Here is a 20,307-nt window from a genome sequence, read left to right as displayed (position 1 = left end):
GCAGGTGTCAAGAGGGGATATCGACGTCATGAAGCAAACGGTGCGGCAAGCACACCGGGTACCGCCGAGGCCGGCCGCGGACCTCGACCGCATCCGCTACCTCATCCTCGGCGCCCAGCGAGAGGGCGGTCGGATGATGGCCACCAGCTTGCGGGAGACCGGACTGACCCCGGCCCAAGCCGAGGTGCTCGAGGTGGTGAAGCAGCATGGCCCGCTCACACTGGCCGAGCTCGGGAAGCGGTTGGTCTGTGAAACGGGAAGCCCCAGCCGCCTCGTCGACACCCTCGTGCAACGCGGCTACATCTCACGCGAGCGCGGCGAAGAAGACAGACGCACCGTGACACTGACGTTGACCGCGTTGGGCGATGAGACCGTCGACGAGGTGGTCAAGCACGGCGGGCTGCGTGATCACATCGCCGCGCATCTGACGCCTCAGGAGATCGGTGACCTGACCGCCCTGCTGCGCAAATTGCTCACCGATACCAGCGCGGGCGACGCCTTGGCTTTGCGATTCCCCGCCGAGGGTGGATAGCCCGGGGCGAACGGCGCACCGCCGGTCCCCCGCCGCGGCCGGGTCCCCGCGACGGGCACGCGGCGTGTCCCTTCGCCGTGCGGAGACAGCTCGTGCCGCCGATGCGCCGCGGAACGGCGAATGTTGCTCGTGGCCAGGGCGTGAGAGGTGTCGCCGTGAATGCAGTTGCCGGCTGGCACGACCGAAATCCTGGCGACGCTCGCTTTCGTCCTGGAAGGCCACCAATTCGCCTTTCCGATCAATGCCGCCAGGGCCGGCACGGTCACGGTGCGAACCACGAAGGTGTCGATCAAGATGCCCATGCCGATGATGAATCCGGTCTGCACCATGGTCGAGAGGCTGCCGAACAGCAAGCCGGACATCGATGCGGCGAAGATGATGCCGGCCGAGGTGATGACGCCACCCGTCGAGCGGACCGCGCGGATGATGCCCGAGCGCACGCCAGTGCGCGACTCCTCCCGAATCCGCGTGATCAGCAGCAGGTTGTAGTCCGCCCCGACGGCGACCAACACGATGAACGCCGTGGCCTGCACGTTCCAGTAGATCTGCTGATGGAGCACGAACTGGAAGAAGACCACCCCCACGCCCATCGCCGACAGAAATGAAATCACAACGGAGGCAATAAGATACAGCGGCGCCACGATCGCGCGCAGCAGCAGGATGAGGATCACGAAGACGATCAGCAGCGTCATCGCCACGATCAATCGAACATCGTGGTCGTAGTAGCCGCGAATCGCGCTGTACATCGCGGTCGTGCCGACCATCGATATCGACGCGTCCGAGAGCGAGGTGTTGGGCTGCGCGCCGCGCGCCGTGTCGAGGATCGACGCGACCTGATCCATGGCGGCCGTGCTGAACGGGTCGAACTTCGTTTCGACCAGGTAGCGCGCGGAATGCCCGTCGGGCGAGATGAACAGCCTGGCGGCGTTCCTGAAGTCGTTCGAGCTCAGTACCTGCGGCGGGATGTACATGCCCGCCATGGACTGCCCTGTCGCGTCACGCTTCATCGACAGCAGCACGTCGGCCGCCTGGTTCATTCCGGTGCCCATCCGCTTGGTTTGGTCGACGAGTGTCCGCACACCGTCGGCGAGGCGCCGGCTGCCGTCGGCCAGCTGGTCGGCGGCGGATTGCAGGCCGGCGATCTTCTGCGCCGTGCCGGCGGTGTTGCCGCCGGCCGCCCGCAGGCTGTTGGATGCCGTCGCCAACAGCGTGGTCAGGCTCTGCACCGCCGACTGCACGCCTTGTGCCGCGGGCGGTTCCGCCAACCCCGCGGCGGCGACGGCGTCGGCCAGCGTCGACACCGACCCGTTCGCCAGCCCGCGCACGTTGTCCAGCAGGTTGGCCGCCGCGCCGAGCTGCTGCTGGACCTGGCTCAGCGTCGCGCTGAGCTGGGTCATGGGACCGCTGGCGCCGCGGAGCTGATCGCGGATCTCGGCGAGGCTTGCCGCCAATTGGTCGGCGCCGCGGGTCAGCGCGTCGAGGTCGCCGGTGCGGTCGCTGATCTGCGTCGAGGCGTCCTCGAGCTTGGAACCGACCGCCCCGGCCTGGGAGCTGAGCTTGGCCTGATCGAGAGGGTGGCCGTCGGGCCGCGTGATGCCCCGCACCGCGGCGATGTTGGGCAACTGTGACACGCGTTGCGCCATCTGATCCAGGTCGGCCAGGGCGCGCGACGTCCGCAGATCCTGCGGCGAGCGGATGTAGATGTATTGCGGCAGCAGGGCACTCGTCGAAAAGTGGTTCTCCATCGCGGTGAAGCCGACGTTGCTCGGCGCCGACCGCGGCAACTGCAGGCGGTCGTTGAAAGTTGGCCGAAGGAAGGCCGCGCACCCGGCAAGCGCGATCAACACCGAAAGGCTCACCAGCAGATGCGTTTTGGGGCGGCGGACCAGGTGGACGGCGGAACGCTGCCACAGGCGTCCGGTCAACGGCGGGCGCGGCGCCACCCAACCGCGCCGGCCGGCCAGCACCAGGATGGCCGGCAGCAGCGTGACGGCGGCGAGGAACGCAATCGCGATCGAAATGGCAAGCGCCGGCCCGATACTCGTGAACGCGGGCAGGCGGGTGAAGACCATGCCGAGGAACGTGACGGCCACGGTGGCCGCGGACCCGGCGATCACCTCCCCGATGGAACTGAGCGCCTTTTGCACGGCCAGGTCGGACTCGACGCCGGACCGGATGTACTCGTGGTAGCGGCTGATCAGGAACACGGCGTAGTCGGTGCCGGCGCCGAAGATCATGGCCGTCATCAGCCCGATCGTCAGCGCGGAGATGCCGAGCCCGACCTGAGTCAGCGCGGACACCACGCCCTGGGCCGACGCCACCGAAACCCCGATGGTGATCAACGGCAGCAAGACGGTCACGGGCCGCCGGTAGATCACGAGCAGGATGATCAGCACGAACAACGCGGTGACAATCTCGGTGATGTGCAAGTCGCGGGCGGTCACCAGCGACATGTCACCAACCATGGCGGCCTGCCCGGTCACGTCCGCGGTCAGCGTCGTGCCCGCGGTGGAGTGCTTGACGGTGTCCGTGATCCGTTGGTATGCCCTCGAAGACTCGGGGGACCCGGCGGGCGCGCGCAGCATCACCGCGAGGTAGAACGCCTTGTTATCCGCGCTGACCATCAGCGGGCGGAGCGCGGGCGTGGTCGCGACGTCCTGCACGCCGGTCACATCGCGGGTGTCGTCCCGCAATGTGACCGCCAGCCTGCGGTATACGTCCTCGTCGGCCGGCTGCAGACCCCGCTTGTCGGTGAGCACGACGATCAGCACGTTCTGGGCGGATTCCCCGAAGTCCTTGGCCATCTGCTCGGCCGCGGCCATCGCCTTGGGCGGCAGCGGTTGCACCGTCTGGCCTTCGACCACCTTCGTCAGCGGTGGGAAAGCCACGGCCAGCACCGCCACCACGGCGGCCCAGGCGGCGATCATGAGCCAGGGCGCGCGCACGACGACGCGGCCCAGCGCCCAAAATGCGCCGGTGCCTGCCCTGGAACTAGCGGACGACTTAGCGGACTCGTTGGTCATGGTGAAAACCCCTCATAGTCGGGCCGGGAATGACTTTCGCCTCGGTTACACGGAACTTATGGCGCCGCCGGTGGCCGCGTCTCGCTTGTCGGCGATAGTCGGAATTAGCCGCGATTCCACGGTTTTGCGCGTTGTGCTCGCGCGTGGCGGTGGTGGTGGCGCCGAGACTGCGCTCAGAGTGTGGTGGACCCACACAGAGGTGCGCTGAGCGCAGTCTCGATGCGAGGGCACGCAAAGCCGATCGTGGCGTCGAGCGAAAAGTCACCCAGCGCGTCCGAAAGGTCCTGCCGCAACGCCTCATTCGAGTTGAGCCGGCCCTGCTGGTAGGCAACGACGGAGACGAAGACCTGTCCATTCCACCGCCCCGAGGCCAGGGACAGCATGCCGCCGAACCGGTCCATGACGGCCGCGGTCGCGTCGGGATGGGGAGCTTTGATGGCGAAGTGGTCGGCGTCGGTGCCGTCCGGGCGGCATGCGCCCGGGTTGAGGTCACCGATGTTGGACGCGACGACGGCAGTTGGGCTCCCGGCGGCCACGCCGACGATGCGCCTGATCAGGCGCCGCGGCATCAGGGGAACGAGGGGCAGCAATTCACGCCGCCCGTCGGGGGCGTCCCGCAGCCGCGTCAGCGCGCGCTTGGTCGCGGCGCGGATGTCGCGCAGGTCGGTCGCCGCGGGTGTGGGGTCGACGGTGACGTCTGCGTTGGCGACGGCGTTGGCGCGGGTGTCAGCGGGGGTGCGTTCGTTGACGGGTATCGCCAAGGCGACCCGGCCGTCCGGGGTGACGCGTCCCGCGCGGCGGGCGAGCCGAGCGGCCAGCCCCGCGAGCAGGGTGTTGCTGGTCCCGCCGAGTGCCGCCGCGCGGGCATCCCACTCGCCGGCGTCGACGAACACCGTTTCCGTTGGGAGCGTGATGGATTGGTCCGGGCCGGCGGGTAGACGCGCCGGTGGCGGGGTGGCTGCGTCGGACTGGGTGACCCCGGCCCGGGCCTGTCGCGCCAGGTTCGCCAGGGCCCGGCCGATGCCCGGGATGTCGCGCGCGGTCTGGTGAACGTCCTCGCGCAGCGCCTGCCACCGTGGGCGGGATGCCGCGGCGGGCCAGCTGAGCGGATCGGGACGGCCGCAAGCGGCGTCCTCCAGCGCATCGCACAGGCCGATGCCGTCGGTGAGGGCGTGCGGGATGACCAGGCTGACGCCCGCGCCGCCTTCGGTGAACGGCAGCATTGCCAGGTGCCATTCGGGTCCGCGCTCGGTGTCCAGCGGCGTCGCCGCCTGCTCGCGCAGCCAGGCGTCGAACTCCTCGCGCGGCCTCGGCGTCGTGACGATCTCCAGCCGGGACCGGCCGCTTGTCGAGACCCAGCGGTCGCGGCCGAAGGGCAGGGCGGATCGTTCGATGCGCCGCGATAGCCGGCCCCGCAGCAGGTTTCGGTGAAATCGCCGCAGGCCTTCGATGTCGATCTCCCGGTCGTACACCCAGACGCACTGCAGCAGGCCGAGGACACCGGTCGCCCGGTCCAGGCTGGAGCAGGTCTGGTCGAACAGGTCGAGTGTGTTGTTCATTGTCTTCAAATCCTTGTCTGGTCAGATCGCTTGGGCCGCAAGGGGACGCGACCAGTCATCGATGAGGTTGAGCGAGAATTCTCCCAGGGCGCTCGAAAGGGCTTGGTGCAGAATCTCCTTCGAGTTGGAGCGCCCCGGCTGATACGCCTGCACCGAGATGAACACCTGTCCGTTCACCCGCGCCGAGAGCAGGGCCAGCACCCCGCCGATGCGATGCAGCGTCGCCTTGGTCATGCCCGGGTAAAGGGACGTCACCCAGACGAAGTCGGCGTCAGTGCCGTCCGGCCGGTTCACCGCCGCCGGGGCGGCACCGATGTTGGACGAGACGACACCGGTCGCGTTGCCGGTGGCGACGCCGACGCATCGCCTGGCGAGCCGCTTCGACAGCAGCGGAACCAGGGGCAACAGCGCCTCCCGCTCGTCGGGCGTCTCGTGACGCTGGATCAACGCCTGCTTGATGGCCGCGCGGATCTGGCCCAGGTCCGTCGCCGCTGGCGCCGGGTCGACGACGACGTCGACGTTGGCCACGGCGTTGGCGCGGGTGTCGTTCGCGGTGCGCTCGCTGACGGGTATCGACAGGGTGACCGAACCGTCCGCACCGACCCGTCCCACCCGCTCGGCGAGGCGGGCGGCGACGCCCGCGAGCAGCGCGTTGCTCGTCCCACCGAGCGCCTCCGCGCGGGCGTCCCACTCGTCGGCGTCGATGAAGAACGTCGCTGTCGGGATGGTGATGGGCCCGTCCACTGCCACGGGCACGGGCCGGTGGCCGGCCGGTGCGGCGCCAACGCGGTTGCGCCGCGCCAGTCGGGCCGCGGCGGCCGCCGCGACCATGGCGCGTCCGACGCTGGGAAGGTCGCGCGCGGCCTGGCGGGCGTCCTCGCGCAGGGCCTGCCACCGCCGGCGCGACCCCTCGGCGGGCCAGTCGATGGCGCCGTCGTAACCGCACGCCGCTTCCACCACCGCGAGGCAGCCCGCCATGCCGTCGGCCAGGCTGTGCAGGCCGACCAGGCTCACGCCGGCGCCGCCGTCGATGAACGGGAGCACCGCCAGGTGCCAGCCGGGCCCGCGCTCGGCGTCCAGCCGCGTGGCGGCCTGCTCGCGCAGCCAGGCGTCGAATTCCTCGCGGGGCCGGGGCGTCGCGACGATCTCGAGCTCGGACTCGTGGCTGGGCGACACCCAGCGGTGGCGGCCGAACGGCAGGGGCGAGCGTTCGATGCGCCGCGAAAACCGTCCCCGCTGCAGGTGGCGGTGGAACCGCCGCAGGCCGTCGAGGTCGATGGCGCGGTTGTAGACCCAGACGCACTGCCCCACGCTGGTGACGTTGGTCGCCTCCTCGAAGCGGAAGACGGTCTGGTCGAACAGATCGAGTAGGTTGTTCATTTCGGTTGGCCCATTCTTGTTAGATGCTGATGACCGGGATGCCGTGATTCGAATTCGCGTGCTCTGCAACGGCGTCCACCCAGTCCGAGGTGGTGTTGACGGCGTACGCGAATGCCTGGGTCAACGCCGCGAGGTAGCGATGGACCGACTTGCGGGCCGTCGCGTTGTCCGGGAAGGAAATCGTCGCCGTGGTCTTGTCGTTCTGACGGTTGATCCACAGGTTGATTCCGCCGTGCGACAGGTTGTCGGCGTAGGTGCCGAAGTTGGCCTGCTCGAACAGCGTGGCGGCAGGTATCTTGCGAAAGTCCATGAAAGACACCATCATTGCCCGGGCCGTGGGGGGTGTGACGCCCTGCGGGGCGGCGAGCGCGAGCGCCCGCTCCACCGGCACATCCGCGAGGTGCTTGGCGTCGTCGTATGACTTCTGGGCCGCCCGGGCCGCCTCGGCAAACGTGGCGGCGCCGATCGGCACGGTGACCGGAACGAGGTTGGCGAACCAACCCACGGTCATCGAGTCGACGCCCGGCGTCCGCGTGTCGTAGGCCGTGAAACCGTGGTAGGTCTCGGTGCCGGTGAACTCGTGCTCGGCCAGCGCCGCGCACGCCAGCACTCCCCCGCTGAAGCGGGCGTCGGCCGCCTGGCAGGCGATCTCGAAGGCCTCGGTTCCGGCGGCGTCCAGCAAGTCGACCGTCAGGAACGTGCCCTTGTTGCCGGTCGTGTTGCCGGCCTCCGTGTCGCCGACCGGGAGCGGAAAGCTCGGCCAGTCGCCGCGGGTGTCGCGCGCGAACTCGATCCAGTCCCGGATCCCCGGGGAGGACTCGGTCAGGCTCGCCACTTGCTCGCGCTGCCGCGCGGCGTAGCTGCGGTAGCTTGCGATCCCCGGAAGGACGGGGCCTTCGGCGGCGTCGGTGCCGCCCTGGGACAGCTGCTCGTACATCAGGTTGATGTCGAAGAAGATCAGGCCGGCGGACATGCCGTCCATGTGCAGATGGTCGACGCTGGCGTAGAACGTGAAATAGTCGGCGTGCTGGACGATGCCGAACGTGAAGCAATCCCACTCAAGCGTTTCCGGCGTGGTCGTCAGGGCGTGCGCACGTATCTGTTCGCTGTCCATTTGTCCGAAGTCGGTCGGCACCAGGCCGATGACGTCGGGGTCCTCGATCATCCGGCGGATAATGATGCCGCCGTCGAATTCGAACCAGTCGTGGTAGGCGTCGTGACGGCGGACGTGCGCATTGATGGTCGCCGTCATCGCCGCGATGTCGCAGACGCCCGGCATGTCCCACGCCACCACCATCAGGCGAGGCAGCGCAGTGCCGGTCTTTTTCGCGTCGAATGCCGCACGAAGGTGACGGCTCCGCTGGTAAGTCGGTGCCAGCTCGCTGCGCCGCGCATTCCGGGCCGCCGCCCGCGCCGCGGCCGACGCCGCCCAGGTGACAACCGTGCCTTCGCCCGGCTGCCATCCGTTGATGTTGCCCAGTGTGACCATTTTCCCCGTCCCTTTGTGTTGCCGCGCGCTTGTCGCGAATTCCCTTCTTGCCAAACTGAATTGGATTTCTGCGCTGCGCCGGCGCGGCTTATTCGGCTGTTTGCTGAAACCGAATTTACGGAGGGAAAAAGCCCATGTCGCTGTTGTGGGCAATAGTCGGGGTAAGCGACGATTACCTGCTTTTGCGCATTGTGCTCAGGGGCCGGCTGGGCCGCGTCATTTGGTGCGCGGTGGCACCCGATGTGGCCCTTAGAATTTGGTGGAAAGCCCGCCGCGACAGGAGCACCGCAGATGGAATCGATGTCGATCGACCCGGCCGCCGCCGCGATCGGATCGCAATTGGTCGAAGTCGCCGGCCGCGGCCTGGCGTCCGGCGCGACGGCGTCGCCCTCGTTGACGGCGCTGGCTCCGGCTGGCGCGGAAGAGGTTTCGATGCAGGCGGCCACGGCGTTCGCCGCCGAGGCGCAGGCGATGCTGGCCCTGAACGCCGCCGCTCAGGAGGAACTCGCCCGGGCCGGCGCGGCGCTCACGGACATCGCCCGGATGTATAGCCAGGTCGACGGGGAGGCCGCCGGCGCCTTGATGGCGGACGGCGCTCGATTCGCCGGCCAGGCATTCGCGGCCGGAGATGCGGCCGCGACCGAGGTGGTCACCCGCGGACCGCTGATGGCCAACCTGGTCGGGGGCGTCGCGGCGTCGAACCCGCCGTCGTCCGTGCTGCCGGCCGCCGCGAACGCCGCCTCCACGGTGCTGGGCGCGGGAGCGGCGCCGCTGGGCTCGATCGGCTCGATCGCGTCGGCGGGCGGCGCCGCAGGGACGGCGCCAGCATCGTCCGCCGTGCCGGGGCTCGCGTCGTCGGTCAACGAGGATCAAGACGAGAGCGAGAACGGCGAGCCCGGCGAGTCGCAACCGGGCGAGCGCTTGCTATAGCCCCGGCTGGTCGTCGATGATGCCCAGCCAGATCTGCGCCACGTCGATGGCCACCTTCTCGCTGATGAAGGCGTGCTGGGTTCCCGTGTAGATGTCGCGGAAGGCGCGCTCCAGGCGGCTGCCCTCCCGGATCGAGCTGGTGCCGGCCACCAGGTGCGCCCACTCGGCACAGCCGCGGGCCGTGTCGGTCGCGTAGACGGCGGCCACCCGCATGTCGGCCCGCAGGGCCGGCGTCAGGTCGTCGCCGGCGGCGACCGCGGCCTCGGCGGTGGTGAACGCGTCGAGCACCAGCAGGCGGGCGGCGCGCCAGGCCGCCCGGTGGTGCGCCAGGCCCTTCTGGAACGTCGGGCGGCTCGCCAGCGACGCCATGTCGCTCATCCGGAACTTCGTGGCGGCGAGTTCCTGGACGTCGTCGAGCATGCTCTTGGCGACCCCGAGCGCCCACGAGGCGTGACCCGCGGCGGTGACCGGCATCAGGCCCATGCGGGTGGCCGGCGACGTGCCCCGGTACGGCTGGCGGACGAACAGCTCGAACGTGCGGCTGTCGGGCACGAACACGTCCTGGGCGCTGTAGTCATAGGACCCGGTTCCCTTGAGCCCCTGCACGTACCAGCCGTCGTTGAAGCTGATCTGGTCGCGCGGGATGACCGCGACGCGCATCTCCGGGAAGCCCTCACTGATCCAACGCATCTCGCCGTTGTCCATCGGAAAAAACCCGGCCGCGATGTACTGCGAGTGGCCGATGCCCGAGCCGAAGTTCCACGAGCCGCTCACGGTGTAGCCGCCGTCGACGACGGTCCCCTGCCCGTTCGGGAAGAACTGGCCGCCCAGGGTGACGTGGTTGTCGTTCGCTATGAACACCTCGGCGAAACCCTCGTCGGGCAGGTACGCCGCGGCGGCGAACGACGACGGCAGGTTTGCGATGCCGATCCACCCGAACGACCCGTCCTGCCAACCCATTTCGATCCAGGTTTCGATCATCGCGGCAAACGATGGCTCGACCCCGCCGGCCTCGACGGGGTTGAACGAGGACATCAGCCCGCTCGCCCACATCTCGTCGACGATCGCCGGGGTGAGCGTGCGCGCCCGCTCGGACTCGGCGGCTTCGGCCTGCACGAGGTCTCGCATGCCGCGGGCCAGCGAGACCACCCGATCGTCCGTGTCGGCTATCGACGTCATTGTCGTTTCCCATCATCGAGTGGAGAAAACTGATACCGGTGCCCGTAGTTAATACCATTGGTGCGACTTGCCGGCGGGTAGTCAGGAATTTATGTGCGCTGACGGCTTTTCGCGTGTATCCAGGGCGGCTCGCGTCGGCGTGTCGCCGCCCTGAGCGCACACGCAATGCCCAGGACTCGTACTCAACGCGGTACCACTACCGTGGCCTTGTGCGATGGATCGTCGACGGCATGAACGTGATCGGGAGCCGTCCCGACGGGTGGTGGAAGGACCGCGGCGCGGCCATGGTCACGCTGGTGGAACGGCTCGACCGATGGGCATCCTCCCAAGGAGAGGACGTGACCGTGGTGTTCGAGCGACCGCCGGCGACCGCGATCACCGACGAGGTGATCGCGGTGGCGCATGCCCCGAAGGCCGCCGCGAACTCCGCCGACGACCAGATCGTCCGGCTGGTACAGGCTGACGCCCGGCCGCAGGAGATTCGGGTGGTGACGTCGGACAAGGGCCTCGCCGATCGCGTCGGCGCCCTCGGTGCCTCGGTCTACCCCGCGGCCAATTTCCGTGACCTGATCGACCCGCGCGGCTGATGACGGCCCAGGGCGGTGTCCCCGCACCGAACCGGGTCTGCGAGATCGCGCGGATTGAGGTCCCGATCATCCAGGCGCCGATGACCTACATCGCCGGTGCCCAGCTGGCCGTGCTGCTCCCCCTCGACGGCAAACGGATGATGCGGGTGATCCGCACCGCGGCCGCCGAAAAGCTCGACTCCCCAATGTCTTTGGGTGAAGGCCGGGGCGGCGCTGCAACGCGTGCAGCGGCTCTACTTCGACGGCGACATGGACGCCAGCGTCGCCAACACCGGTCAGGTGGCCGGGCGTATCGAGGACATCGCGCCGGCCGCCGACATCATCAAGCGGATGTGGACGGGGTGCCGACAGGTCCTGGCCGCCACGGCCGACCGACTGGCACCGGCTACGACGGACGGCTTCTGACGTCGAACTCGACGCGCTCGCCGTCGACCTTGGTGATGCGCATGTGTGCGGTGTACTGCTTGCCCTCCGGGCCGGTGAAGTGGCAGTCGAACTCCTGGCCCACCTTGGCCTCCACGCCCGACGGGCAGTGCACGTCATTCGGGTGAAAGCCGGTCTGGCTGGAGACGACGTCGACGACGGATTGCGCCGCGCCGTCGGGCTTGACCGTCGACTTCGCGTGACACGCGGTGAGCAGGGCCGCCGCCGCGAGCATCCCCGCCGCGGCCCGCTCGACAAGTTTGGTCATTGCGCAGCAGGCTAACACGCAATGGCGGCAATTCCGGCGCTACGGCAGCTCAGAGCCGTGCGCCGTGTTGCGCTGCAAACAGCCGGCGTCAGCCGACCGCGGCCAGCGCCGCTTCGTAGTCGGGCTCCTGCGCGATCTCCGGAACCAGCTCGGTGTAGGCGACATTGCCGTCGGCGCCGATCACGACCACCGCGCGCGCGAGCAGTCCGGCCATCGGGCCGTCGACGATGCTGACGCCGTAGTCCTTGCCGAAGTTGTCCCGGAATGCCGAGCCCGTCTTGACGTTCTCGATGCCCTCCGCGCCGCAGAACCGCGCCTGCGCGAACGGCAGATCGTTCGAAACGCACAGCACCGACGCGCCGGTCGCGGCGGCGCGCTCGTTGAACTTCCGCACGCTGGTCGCGCACACCGGGGTGTCGATGGAGGGAAAGATGTTCAGCACCACGGGCTTACCGCTGTACTGGTCGTTGCTGATCGCGCCCAGGTCGGTGCCGGTCAAATTGAAGGCTGGGGCCGACGATCCTACGGACGGCAGCTCGCCGACGGTGTTGATCGGGTTTCCACGCAAGGTTATCTGTGCCATGCGCACAGTCTGCCAAGGCCGATGCGACCGCCTGGGGTCAGGTCCACCTGTCCTAATTCGTGGGGTACCTGACATAGACGCCATCGGCGGGCTGGCCGAGACTGAAACCATGGCTCGCAAGGTGGTGATCGTCGGCTTCCCCGGCGTTCAGGCGCTCGACGTCGTGGGACCCCACGACGTGTTCACCGGGGCGTCGCTGCTGACCGAAGGCGGGTACGAGGTCGCCATGGCCTCGTTGGGCGGCCAGCCGGTGACCACCGCCACCGGCCTCTCCTTCCTCCCCGCACCGCTGCCCGACCCGAGCGAACCGATCGACACCGTGGTGCTGCCCGGCGGCGGCGGGGTCGACGCGGCACGATCCGATCCCGAGCTGGTGGGCTGGATCAAACGGGTGACCGGAAACGCCCGCCGCGTCGTCACCGTGTGCACCGGAGCGTTCCTCGCCGCCGAGGCGGGGCTGCTGGACGGCCGGCGGGCCACCACGCACTGGGCGTTCGCCGGTCGGTTGGCCCGCGAGTTCCCCGCCGTCGACGTCGATCCCGACCCGATCTTCGTCCGCAGCTCGGACACGGTGTGGACGGCCGCGGGCGTCACCGCGGGCATCGACCTCGCGCTCTCCTTGGTCGAGGACGACCACGGCACCGAGGTCGCCCAGACCGTCGCCCGGTGGCTCGTGCTGTACTTGCGCCGCCCCGGCGGCCAGACGCAATTCGCGGCGCCGGTGTGGATGCCGCGCGCCAAGCGCACCTCGGTTCGCCAGGTACAGGAGGCCATCGAGGCCGAACCGGGCGGTCAGCACAGCATCGGCGAGCTGGCCCGCCGCGCGGCGATGAGCCCGCGCCACTTCACCCGGGTGTTCACCGACGAGGTCGGCGAGGCGCCCGGCCAATACGTCGAGCGCATTCGCACCGAGGCCGCCCGCCGCCAGTTGGAGGAGACCGACGACACCGTCGTCGCAATCGCCACCCGGTGCGGCTTTGGCACCGCGGAAACCATGCGGCGCAACTTCATTCGGCGCATCGGCATCTCACCGGACCAGTACCGCAAGGCTTTCGCATAAACAAGAGAGGAAACGAGCCATGACTCAGATCGCATTCGTTGCCTACCCCGGATTCACCGCGCTGGACATGATCGGCCCCTACGAGGTGTTGCGCAACCTGCCCGACGCCGAGGTGCGGTTCGTGTGGCACGAATCCGGGCCGATCACCGCCGACTCCGGTGTGCTGGTCATCGGCGCCACCCACTCGCTGGCCGAAACCCCTTCCCCCGACGTGATTCTGGTGCCGGGCGGCCCATCAACCCCGGTGCACGCGCGCGACGAGGCGCTGCTGGAGTGGCTGCGCCGGGCGCACCGGACCGCGAGCTGGACGACGTCGGTGTGTTCGGGTTCGGTGATCCTCGCGGCCGCGGGCCTGCTCGAGGGCCGGCGCGCGACGTCGCACTGGCTGGCCATTCCGTTGTTGAAGGGGTTCGGCGCCGTCCCCGTCGCCGACGAGCGGGTGGTGCACGAGGGCGACATCGTCACCAGCGCGGGCGTGTCCGCCGGACTCGACCTCGCGTTCTGGCTGGCAGGCCAGATCGCCGGCGAAGGTCGCGCGAAGGCGATCCAGCTCGCGATCGAATACGACCCGCAGCCCCCATTCGACTCCGGTCACATGTCGAAGGCGTCGGCGACCACCAAAGCCGCCGCCACGGCGCTGCTGTCGAAGGACAGCGCCAAGCCGGCCAACCTGAAGGCCACCACGATGCTGGCGTGGGAGCAGGCGCTGGCCGCCGTGCGATCGCGGCGGCGGAAGCGGGTCTCGCCCGCCGCTTCGGTCCCGTCGGGCTAGAACTCGTCTACCCGCGGGACGAACCGGACGAAGGGCAGGTTCTCGCCGACGGCACGGAAGTCGGCGTCCGACCCGTCGACGGAGAATCCGAGCACGCGCGGCAGCACGAACTTTGCCGCCGCGCGATGACGTGATGCGTACCGCAGGAAGACCTGTGCCCCTTCGTCCTTGTCGAGCGGTGTGGCGGTGACGGGAATCGTTCGCGTCCCCACCTGGATGCTGACGTCGGGGTTGCGCAGGACGTTGCGATACCACGCGGCGCCGGGTCCCCACCCCGAGGCCACGACATAGGTGTCGCCGTCGCGCTCGGCGACCTCGAGGACGGTCTGGCGGGGCTTGCCCGAGACGCGGCCGGTGTGGTTGAGCAGTAGCAGACGGCTGCCGAACAGCCACCCGAGCCCGAGCCGGTAAAGGTGGATCGGAAGCCGGAACACGAACCGGGTCAATCCCGCCGGCGGCTGAATGTTCTTGACAATCTTCATCATTGGCTGCCTCCGCTGCGCACTACAGTAGACAACTGCAATTATTGCACACTGCAATTGTTATGGATAGCGGTAAGCGCCGCTCGACGCTAAGCGTTGGGCTGCAGGAACTCCGTGGAGGCCAGCTGGCCGCCGGCCTGCAGCCACGCCCCCACCACGCCGGGGGCGTCGCGGTTGGGGTTGTAGATGTCTTCTTCGCTCGAGAACAGGCCGTCGCCGGCGTAGACGAGCCGAGTCCAGTTGGGGAACCAGAACGGCTCCCCGTTGGGGTCGGTGGGGTGGTCGAGCAGGTTCCTGATCATGAGCACCACGGCGTCGTTGTCGTCGTCGTAGGCGACCCAGTCGCTGGGAAAACGCATGTGCGGGAAGGGGGCCATCACCGCGACGATCCAGTCGCGCACCGCCTCCCGGCCGTGAAAGACGCCGTAGTGATGCTCGGTGTAGACGACGTCCTCGGTGAACAGATCTGCGAAAGGTCGCCAGTCGCCCGAGGCGCTGCACCCCTCGGCGACTTTCGTGTAGTTTTCGACGGCTCGCTCGATTTCTGCCCTGGTGAATTTGCCCATATCGGACACACTAGAACGGGTTTTTGTTGAAGGCGACGCTTTGAATGGGGATGTGCGATGCGGGTGCTGGACCTGTTTGACTTGCGCGGCAAGAGAGCTCTGGTGACCGGGGCGTCCAGCGGCATCGGCAAGGAGGTGGCGCTGGCCTATGTTCAGGCCGGCGCCGAAGTAGCAATCGCGGCAAGGCATTCCGACGTCCTGGACGGCGTCGCCGAAGAGCTCGCCGCGGCGGGTGGCCGGGCTGTGCCCATCGGTTGCGACGTGACCCGGCCCGATCAGGTCGACGCCATGGTGGACCGGGTGGCCGCGGAGTTGGGCGGCATCGACATTGCGGTCTGCAACGCCGGAATCATCACGGACACCCCGATGCTTCAGATGCCGCTGGAAGAATTTCAGCGCATCCAGGACACCAACGTGACCGGCGTCTTCCTCACCGCCCAGGCGGCGGCCCGGGCGATGGTGCGGCAAGGACAGGGCGGGTCCATCATCACCACCGCCTCGATGTCGGGCCACATCATCAACATCCCCCAGCGGGTGGGCCACTACTGCGCCTCCAAGGCGGCGGTCATTCACCTGACCAAGGCCATGGCCGTCGAGTTCGCGCCGCACAACATTCGGGTCAACAGCGTCAGCCCGGGCTACATCCTCACCGAGCTCGTGCGGCCGCTCGCGCACTACCACGCGCAGTGGGAACCGAAGATACCGATGGGCCGCTTGGGCCAGCCCGAGGAACTCACCGGCCTCTATGTGTACCTGGCCAGCGCGGCGTCCAGCTACATGACCGGTTCGGACATCGTGATCGACGGCGGCTACTCCTGCCCCTGACCTCCCCCTGACCGAGGGGTCAGCCGACGACGAACGGGCGACCGAACCGGGTCCGCACACCCGGCGAAAAGAGCGGGCGCAGGCGCTCGCCGGCGGGGCGCACCCCGCTCGCGCCGAGCAGGTCGTCGCTGAACTCCACGATCTCCGCGCGGCGAAACGGCCACGGCTCGTGCTCGTTCGGCACCCACCAGGTCCGGCCGGCCTTGCGGGTGTGTGCCCCCCACCGGGCAGTAAGCCATATCTCGACCGGTGTCGGCTCGACCGCGTCCCCGACCGCGACCGTCAGTCGGCTGCGCAGGCCGCGCCGCGGCCAGCGGCGCACGCTGTCGTACGCGATCTGCTCACCGCGTCGCGTCACCCGCATCCGCGACCAGACATAGGGCACGCCGAGGGTCGCCCGGATCACGGGCACGACGGCCAGCCGGGACGTTTCCAGCGACCGGAACACGACGCCGTGCCGGCCGGCGTCATCGATCGAATACAGCCGGACGTTGGTCTCAGCGAAGCCGCCGAAATACGGCACCGGGAACGCGGTGCCGACCTTGGTGCTGGTCAAGACGAACGGGATCAGGCCGACGTAGGTCATCCCGTCGGCGAACACGTCCGGCCGGGTGCCGGGCGGGTAGAAGCGTTCGACGGCCTCGGGCCGCACCGGCCAATGGACGAAGGTCAGGTCCTCCCAGCGCTGCTCGAACGTGACCGGGCCGGGAAGTGGGGGCGGGTAGACGAGGAACCCCACGAGACCCGATTGCGCGTCCGGCAGGTCGGGTATGGCGGCCATCCGCACATCGTTGCACGGGTCGCGTTTGCGGCCTATCCCTCCAACTGACCGGAGATCCCGCGCTCGATGCTGGCCCGGGTCGTGGACGGCAACACCAGGAGGCCGTCGAGTTCTTTGCGGGCTCGGTCGAAGGCCTGCTGGCGTTCCTGCGGCGCCGCGGCGGGGTCCGACGCCACCCGCAACAAGCTCTGAGCGCGCGCGATCCGCTGCTGGGCTTCGCGCGAGAAGTCGCCGCGGCGTTTGCGCATCGCCTCGGCCTCGGCGACGTTGAACGCGGTCACGTAGTCCTCGACCGCCGATTGGTACTGCGCCGCCGCCTCCCGGTCGTCGAGCAGGTCTTCGGCCTTGACGGGGCGCAGGAAGTCGGCCCGGAGCTTGGCTTTGTGGAAGGCGACGGTCAGCGGGTCCCGCATGTCGGTCATCAAAGGGAAGTCGAGAAGTTTGGCCACGTCGAGTTCGTACTCCAGCCATCGGGCGTCGGTGCGGCCGTGCTCATCGATGACGCGCCGCAGCGAACGCCATTGCGCTGCTTGACTATTCACGCTGCGGTCGGTCGGCGGGTTCGCGACTTCGGCCGGTCGATCGAGTTCGGGGCGCGCTTCGGTGCGGCGCCTATTGGCGCCGAACGCCCGCACGGCCGCGATGACCATGCCCGTCAGCGGCAGGATCACGATCAGCAGTTCCGCCAACCGGATGAGCAAACCCACACCGCCAGGATGCCATCTAGCGCACGCCCAATGTGCCGCTGAGGTATTCGGCGCGGCAGGCCCGTCGGGCCAGTTTCCCGCTGGTGGTGCGCGGGATGGCGCCGGCCGGCAGGAAGCGCACGTCGGACACCGCCACACCGTGCCGCCGCGAGACCGTGTCCTCGATCGCCTCGATGGCAGGTTGCGGATCGACGCGGCTGGTGCCGGCGGCGCGTTCGGCGATTACGACGAGGCGTCCTTCGCCGTTCGCGGGGACGGCGAACGCGGCGACGTATCCGCGGCGCACCATCGGCGAGGCTTCCGCGGCGGTCGCCTCGATGTCTTGTGGGTAGTGGTTGCGCCCCGCGATGGTGATCAGGTCCGCGATGCGCCCCGTCACGTAGATCTCGCCGTCGAGGTAAACGGCCAGATCTCCGGTCCGCAGCCAGGTTCGCCCGGCCGACGAGCCTTCGGCGTGACTGCCCTCGGCCAGGCGCGACTGCAGCTTGGCGCCGAAGGCCAGCTGGGTTTCCTCGGGCAGGCCCCAGTAGCCGCGACCGACGTTGTCGCCCTGCAGCCAGACCTCGCCGACCTCACCGTCGGGCAGCTCGGATCCGCTGTCGGGGTCGACGATCACCGCCCAAAGGCTGCGGGCGACCCGGCCGCAGGACACCTGCGCCACGGCGTTGGGCGCGTCGGCGTCGACGCGCACCGCGTGACCGGCGCTCAGTTGTTCGCGGTCGAGATACACGACGGATGCCTCGGCGGAGGCGTCGATGGTGGCGATGAGCAGCGTCGCCTCCGCGATTCCATAGGAGGGTTTGAAGGCGGTGCGCGGCAACCCATACGGGGCGAAGGCCTTGTTGAACGTGCGGATCGCATCGATGCTGACCGGTTCGGAACCGATGATCATCACCACGTTGCGCAGGTCGACGTCGTCACCGGGCGCGGGGAGGCCCCGCTGCGCGGTCCACTCGTAGGCGAAGTTCGGCGCGGCGGTCACCACCCGGCCCTGCTTCGACCCGGCGGACAGCGCGTGGATCCAGCGCAGCGGCCTGCGGACAAAGGCGGTGGGCGCCATCAAGGTCGAGTGCCCGCCGTACACCGCGGGAAAGCCGATCATCGACAGGCCCATGTCGTGGTAGAGCGGTAACCAGCTGACGCCGTGGGTGTTTCGGTCCAGCAGGTCGATCGAGAGGATCATCTGCACCAGGTTGGTGCCGACCGCGCGGTGCGTGATCTCCGCGCCGACCGGCGGCCGCGTCGCGCCCGAGGTGTACTGCAGATGCGACACGCGGTCGATGTCCAGCTCGACGGGGACGAACAGCTCCCCCGCCGAGTCGGGGACCGCATCGATGACGATCAGCTGCGGCGTGCGCAGGTCCGGCAGGCTTTCCAGAAAGTGCTCGACCGCCTCTTTCGCCGCTGCCGTCGTGAGGACCGCGACGGGTTCGGAGTCGCGAAGCGCCCTCTGCAGCCGTTCGGCGTGACCCGGCAGCTCGGGTGCGAACAGCGGGACCGCGATGGCGCCCGCTTTGATCGCGGCGTAGAAGCCGGCGACGTAGTCGATGCCCTGCGGCGCCAAGACCGCAACCCGGTCGCCCTCCGCGGCGAACTTCTGCACTTCGGCGGCGATGGCCCGCAACCGGACCCCCAGTTGGTTCCACGTCACTTCGAAGGTTTGGCCTTCGGAGCGCGCATAGTCAAGGTAGCGATACGCCACGGCGTCACCGACATTGGCGATGTTGCGGTCGATGAGAGAGATCAGCGTGGTGCCCGGCGGCAACGCGACGGCGCCGTCGGCGTCCAGGCAGTCCTCTATCAGCAGCAGGCCTTTTGGAGCCGCGGCGTCGTGGCGGGTACCGCAATCCATAAGCGCAGTCTAGGGGCCCGATGGGGCAACGCCGGGCTGCCGGGTCGGCCCCGGGCGGGCGCCCGAGCGGCGGGGGCGAACCTCGCCCCCGCCTAACGGTGGCCGGCTCGGCGGCCGAACAGGGCGAGTAGCTGCTCGCTTGGCGTGGCGGTGGCGGAAAACGCCAACGGCGCGGCGAACACGTGCCCGGCCACCCCCGCCTGGGCAAGGGGTGGCGAAACGCACAGCAGCGCCGAGGCGACTTCCGGTGGAATGGGGCGGTCGGTTCGGCAGGCCTGGGCGATATCCCACGCGTGCAGCACCATCTCGATCGCCCCAACGTAGACAACGACTTTGGCGGGAATCGAGCGACCCTGGATCTCACACCACCGGCCCGCCGGGCGGGGAGTAGTGGCGTTGTGCAGATGAGTCGCCAGCAGAAGGTCGACGATCCCGGCCCGCAACGCGGCGACGGGATCGGAGGGATCGCCCTCGGCCGGTGCCCGCTCGGGTCCTCGGTGCGGCTCGCGCACCGTGAGCACGTCGGCGACATCCGCCAGCGAGCTGCGCACGTGCCACAGCAGCCGCCGCAGGTCCCAGTCCGTGCAGGGCGTCGGGGCCGACAGGTCGGCCTCGCGAACCAAGAGGAGGTTGCCGAACAGGTACCGGGTTGCCTCGGCTAGGACGGGGAGTTCATCGGTGTCGGACACGGTCCGGGCCCTCACCCCGTTAGTGTCTCGGGCAACCCGAACTTGGCGACCAACGTGGCGTCGTTGAACGCGACGATGCGGGAGATGCGCCCGCCGGCCAGCGACAGCACATCCAGGCCGTGAGCCCGGAAAGAACCGTCCGCCGCCCGCCGGTACATGGCGAACGCCGGGGCACCGTTGGCGCGGGTGTAGGCCAGCCGCCATTGATCCGGCGTATGCAGCACCACCCGGGCCATGAATCCGCGTACCGCGTCGCGCCCCGTGAACCACGTTGGGATGGGCGGCATTTCGAGCTGGACGTCGGCCCGGAGCAGTTCCGCCAGCTGGTCGACGTCGGCGTGTTCGAAGGCGGCCATGTAGCGGTTGAGGACGGCGCGCAGCTCCGGTTCGGCGGGTTCGCCAAGCTCGTCGAGTATCGGGCCGGCCTCGGCCAGTCGCGCCCGGGCGCGTTGCAACGCGCTGTTCACCGCCGGCGTGGAGGTCTCCAAGATCTCGGCGACTTCGCCGGCCTGCCAGCCCAACACGTCGCGCAGCACCAGAACCGCGCGTTGCAACGACGACAAGTGTTGCAGCGCAGCGACGAACGCCAAGCGAACGCTGCTGCGTACGGACACCACCAC

General features: G+C 68.9%; 20 protein-coding genes and 1 pseudogene. 7 read left to right on the top strand and 14 right to left on the bottom strand.

Annotated elements, in window-relative coordinates; translation table 11 throughout:
- Positions 1-28 precede the first annotated feature (28 nt).
- The gene (locus A5706_RS29220) at positions 29-532 is read left to right on the top strand and encodes a MarR family winged helix-turn-helix transcriptional regulator (protein WP_082964717.1); all 504 of its coding nucleotides are present in this window, start codon (positions 29-31) and stop codon (positions 530-532) included.
- Here A5706_RS29220 and A5706_RS29215 read toward each other — a convergent pair.
- The 4 genes from A5706_RS29215 to A5706_RS29200 form a co-directional block, all read right to left on the bottom strand.
- A complete protein-coding gene (locus A5706_RS29215) occupies positions 433-3,555 on the bottom strand; it encodes an RND family transporter (RefSeq protein WP_082964716.1) in 3,123 nt (1,040 codons plus the stop codon). The two genes, A5706_RS29220 and A5706_RS29215, sit on opposite strands and share 100 nt — an antisense overlap.
- A gap of 173 nt (positions 3,556-3,728) precedes the next feature.
- Complete coding sequence (locus A5706_RS29210) at positions 3,729-5,114, bottom strand: hypothetical protein (RefSeq protein WP_068139211.1); 1,386 nt, start codon at positions 5,112-5,114, stop codon at positions 3,729-3,731.
- Positions 5,115-5,135: 21 nt separating this feature from the next.
- On the bottom strand, positions 5,136-6,494 hold the full coding sequence (locus A5706_RS29205) for a hypothetical protein (RefSeq protein WP_068139205.1): 1,359 nt from the start codon (positions 6,492-6,494) through the stop codon (positions 5,136-5,138).
- A 19-nt stretch (positions 6,495-6,513) separates the two neighbouring features.
- On the bottom strand, positions 6,514-7,983 hold the full coding sequence (locus A5706_RS29200) for a condensation domain-containing protein (RefSeq protein WP_068139202.1): 1,470 nt from the start codon (positions 7,981-7,983) through the stop codon (positions 6,514-6,516).
- 291 nt (positions 7,984-8,274) lie between these two features.
- Between A5706_RS29200 and A5706_RS35075 the strand changes: the two genes are divergently transcribed.
- Positions 8,275-8,913 carry a PE family protein gene (locus A5706_RS35075; protein ID WP_068139198.1) on the top strand — a complete coding sequence of 213 codons (639 nt, stop codon included), beginning with the start codon at positions 8,275-8,277 and terminating at the stop codon, positions 8,911-8,913.
- On the opposite strand, the gene A5706_RS29190 is transcribed toward A5706_RS35075, so the two are convergent.
- Positions 8,908-10,092, bottom strand: coding sequence for an acyl-CoA dehydrogenase family protein (locus A5706_RS29190; RefSeq protein ID WP_068139196.1), 1,185 nt, complete (start codon positions 10,090-10,092; stop codon positions 8,908-8,910). The two genes, A5706_RS35075 and A5706_RS29190, sit on opposite strands and share 6 nt — an antisense overlap.
- A gap of 209 nt (positions 10,093-10,301) precedes the next feature.
- Here A5706_RS29190 and A5706_RS29185 point away from each other — a divergent pair, with 209 nt between their 5' ends.
- Positions 10,302-10,679, top strand: coding sequence for an NYN domain-containing protein (locus tag A5706_RS29185; protein WP_068139194.1), 378 nt, complete (start codon positions 10,302-10,304; stop codon positions 10,677-10,679).
- A 110-nt stretch (positions 10,680-10,789) separates the two neighbouring features.
- Positions 10,790-11,084 (top strand): annotated as a pseudogene (locus A5706_RS29180) (nitronate monooxygenase); the annotation flags it as partial.
- Here the strand turns inward: A5706_RS29180 and A5706_RS29175 are convergent.
- Together A5706_RS29175 and tpx are read right to left on the bottom strand one after the other, a co-directional pair.
- Positions 11,065-11,370, bottom strand: coding sequence for a DUF4333 domain-containing protein (locus tag A5706_RS29175; RefSeq protein WP_231985457.1), 306 nt, complete (start codon positions 11,368-11,370; stop codon positions 11,065-11,067). The pseudogene A5706_RS29180 and the gene A5706_RS29175 sit on opposite strands and share 20 nt — an antisense overlap.
- 88 nt (positions 11,371-11,458) lie before the next feature.
- The gene (tpx, locus tag A5706_RS29170) at positions 11,459-11,953 is read right to left on the bottom strand and encodes a thiol peroxidase (protein ID WP_068139191.1); all 495 of its coding nucleotides are present in this window, start codon (positions 11,951-11,953) and stop codon (positions 11,459-11,461) included.
- A gap of 109 nt (positions 11,954-12,062) precedes the next feature.
- Between tpx and A5706_RS29165 the strand changes: the two genes are divergently transcribed.
- Complete coding sequence (locus tag A5706_RS29165) at positions 12,063-13,013, top strand: GlxA family transcriptional regulator (protein WP_068139188.1); 951 nt, start codon at positions 12,063-12,065, stop codon at positions 13,011-13,013.
- A 19-nt stretch (positions 13,014-13,032) separates the two neighbouring features.
- Positions 13,033-13,785 (top strand): DJ-1/PfpI family protein, encoded by a 753-nt coding sequence (locus tag A5706_RS29160; RefSeq protein ID WP_068139185.1) that lies wholly within the window; start codon positions 13,033-13,035, stop codon positions 13,783-13,785.
- Here the strand turns inward: A5706_RS29160 and A5706_RS29155 are convergent.
- Both A5706_RS29155 and A5706_RS29150 read right to left on the bottom strand, forming a co-directional pair.
- Positions 13,782-14,270 (bottom strand): nitroreductase family deazaflavin-dependent oxidoreductase, encoded by a 489-nt coding sequence (locus tag A5706_RS29155; RefSeq protein WP_231985456.1) that lies wholly within the window; start codon positions 14,268-14,270, stop codon positions 13,782-13,784. The genes A5706_RS29160 and A5706_RS29155 overlap by 4 nt on opposite strands.
- Positions 14,271-14,356: 86 nt before the next feature.
- Positions 14,357-14,833 carry a nuclear transport factor 2 family protein gene (locus A5706_RS29150; protein WP_068139183.1) on the bottom strand — a complete coding sequence of 159 codons (477 nt, stop codon included), beginning with the start codon at positions 14,831-14,833 and terminating at the stop codon, positions 14,357-14,359.
- Between the two features lie 57 nt (positions 14,834-14,890).
- Here A5706_RS29150 and A5706_RS29145 point away from each other — a divergent pair, with 57 nt between their 5' ends.
- Positions 14,891-15,658 carry an SDR family oxidoreductase gene (locus tag A5706_RS29145; RefSeq protein WP_068139180.1) on the top strand — a complete coding sequence of 256 codons (768 nt, stop codon included), beginning with the start codon at positions 14,891-14,893 and terminating at the stop codon, positions 15,656-15,658.
- Positions 15,659-15,677: 19 nt separating this feature from the next.
- Here A5706_RS29145 and A5706_RS29140 read toward each other — a convergent pair whose 3' ends face one another.
- The 5 genes from A5706_RS29140 to A5706_RS29120 form a co-directional block, all read right to left on the bottom strand.
- Complete coding sequence (locus A5706_RS29140; RefSeq protein WP_068139177.1) at positions 15,678-16,439, bottom strand: YqjF family protein; 762 nt, start codon at positions 16,437-16,439, stop codon at positions 15,678-15,680.
- A 32-nt stretch (positions 16,440-16,471) separates the two neighbouring features.
- Positions 16,472-17,146 (bottom strand): hypothetical protein, encoded by a 675-nt coding sequence (locus A5706_RS29135; RefSeq protein ID WP_068139175.1) that lies wholly within the window; start codon positions 17,144-17,146, stop codon positions 16,472-16,474.
- Between the two features lie 16 nt (positions 17,147-17,162).
- On the bottom strand, positions 17,163-18,998 hold the full coding sequence (locus A5706_RS29130; RefSeq protein WP_068139172.1) for a fatty acyl-AMP ligase: 1,836 nt from the start codon (positions 18,996-18,998) through the stop codon (positions 17,163-17,165).
- 92 nt (positions 18,999-19,090) lie between these two features.
- A complete protein-coding gene (locus A5706_RS29125; protein ID WP_068139168.1) occupies positions 19,091-19,702 on the bottom strand; it encodes a maleylpyruvate isomerase family mycothiol-dependent enzyme in 612 nt (203 codons plus the stop codon).
- Positions 19,699-20,307: RNA polymerase subunit sigma-70 (locus A5706_RS29120; RefSeq protein WP_197518023.1), on the bottom strand; the 609-nt coding region annotated here is incomplete at its 5' end. The genes A5706_RS29125 and A5706_RS29120, both read right to left, overlap by 4 nt.

This window comes from Mycobacterium sp. E796 (assembly GCF_001672815.1).
Taxonomy (GTDB): domain Bacteria; phylum Actinomycetota; class Actinomycetes; order Mycobacteriales; family Mycobacteriaceae; genus Mycobacterium.
The sequence above is the reverse complement of the archived record's forward strand: the minus strand, read 5'-3'. Positions and strand labels throughout refer to the sequence as shown.

Bases quoted from the DNA above. Each gene is read 5' to 3' on its own strand.
- A5706_RS29210 (WP_068139211.1), bottom strand. From the start codon at position 5,114: ATGAACAACACACTCGACCTGTTCGACCAGACCTGCTCCAGCCTGGAC.
- A5706_RS29220 (WP_082964717.1), top strand. From the start codon at position 29: ATGAAGCAAACGGTGCGGCAAGCACACCGGGTACCGCCGAGGCCGGCC.
- A5706_RS29175 (WP_231985457.1), bottom strand. From the start codon at position 11,370: ATGACCAAACTTGTCGAGCGGGCCGCGGCGGGGATGCTCGCGGCGGCG.
- tpx (WP_068139191.1), bottom strand. From the start codon at position 11,953: ATGGCACAGATAACCTTGCGTGGAAACCCGATCAACACCGTCGGCGAG.
- A5706_RS29160 (WP_068139185.1), top strand. From the start codon at position 13,033: ATGACTCAGATCGCATTCGTTGCCTACCCCGGATTCACCGCGCTGGAC.
- A5706_RS29200 (WP_068139202.1), bottom strand. From the start codon at position 7,983: ATGGTCACACTGGGCAACATCAACGGATGGCAGCCGGGCGAAGGCACG.
- A5706_RS29140 (WP_068139177.1), bottom strand. From the start codon at position 16,439: ATGGCCGCCATACCCGACCTGCCGGACGCGCAATCGGGTCTCGTGGGG.
- A5706_RS29215 (WP_082964716.1), bottom strand. From the start codon at position 3,555: ATGACCAACGAGTCCGCTAAGTCGTCCGCTAGTTCCAGGGCAGGCACC.
- A5706_RS29155 (WP_231985456.1), bottom strand. From the start codon at position 14,270: ATGATGAAGATTGTCAAGAACATTCAGCCGCCGGCGGGATTGACCCGG.
- A5706_RS29150 (WP_068139183.1), bottom strand. From the start codon at position 14,833: ATGGGCAAATTCACCAGGGCAGAAATCGAGCGAGCCGTCGAAAACTAC.
- A5706_RS29190 (WP_068139196.1), bottom strand. From the start codon at position 10,092: ATGACGTCGATAGCCGACACGGACGATCGGGTGGTCTCGCTGGCCCGC.
- A5706_RS29165 (WP_068139188.1), top strand. From the start codon at position 12,063: ATGGCTCGCAAGGTGGTGATCGTCGGCTTCCCCGGCGTTCAGGCGCTC.
- A5706_RS29145 (WP_068139180.1), top strand. From the start codon at position 14,891: ATGCGGGTGCTGGACCTGTTTGACTTGCGCGGCAAGAGAGCTCTGGTG.
- A5706_RS29130 (WP_068139172.1), bottom strand. From the start codon at position 18,998: ATGGATTGCGGTACCCGCCACGACGCCGCGGCTCCAAAAGGCCTGCTG.
- A5706_RS29205 (WP_068139205.1), bottom strand. From the start codon at position 6,494: ATGAACAACCTACTCGATCTGTTCGACCAGACCGTCTTCCGCTTCGAG.
- A5706_RS35075 (WP_068139198.1), top strand. From the start codon at position 8,275: ATGGAATCGATGTCGATCGACCCGGCCGCCGCCGCGATCGGATCGCAA.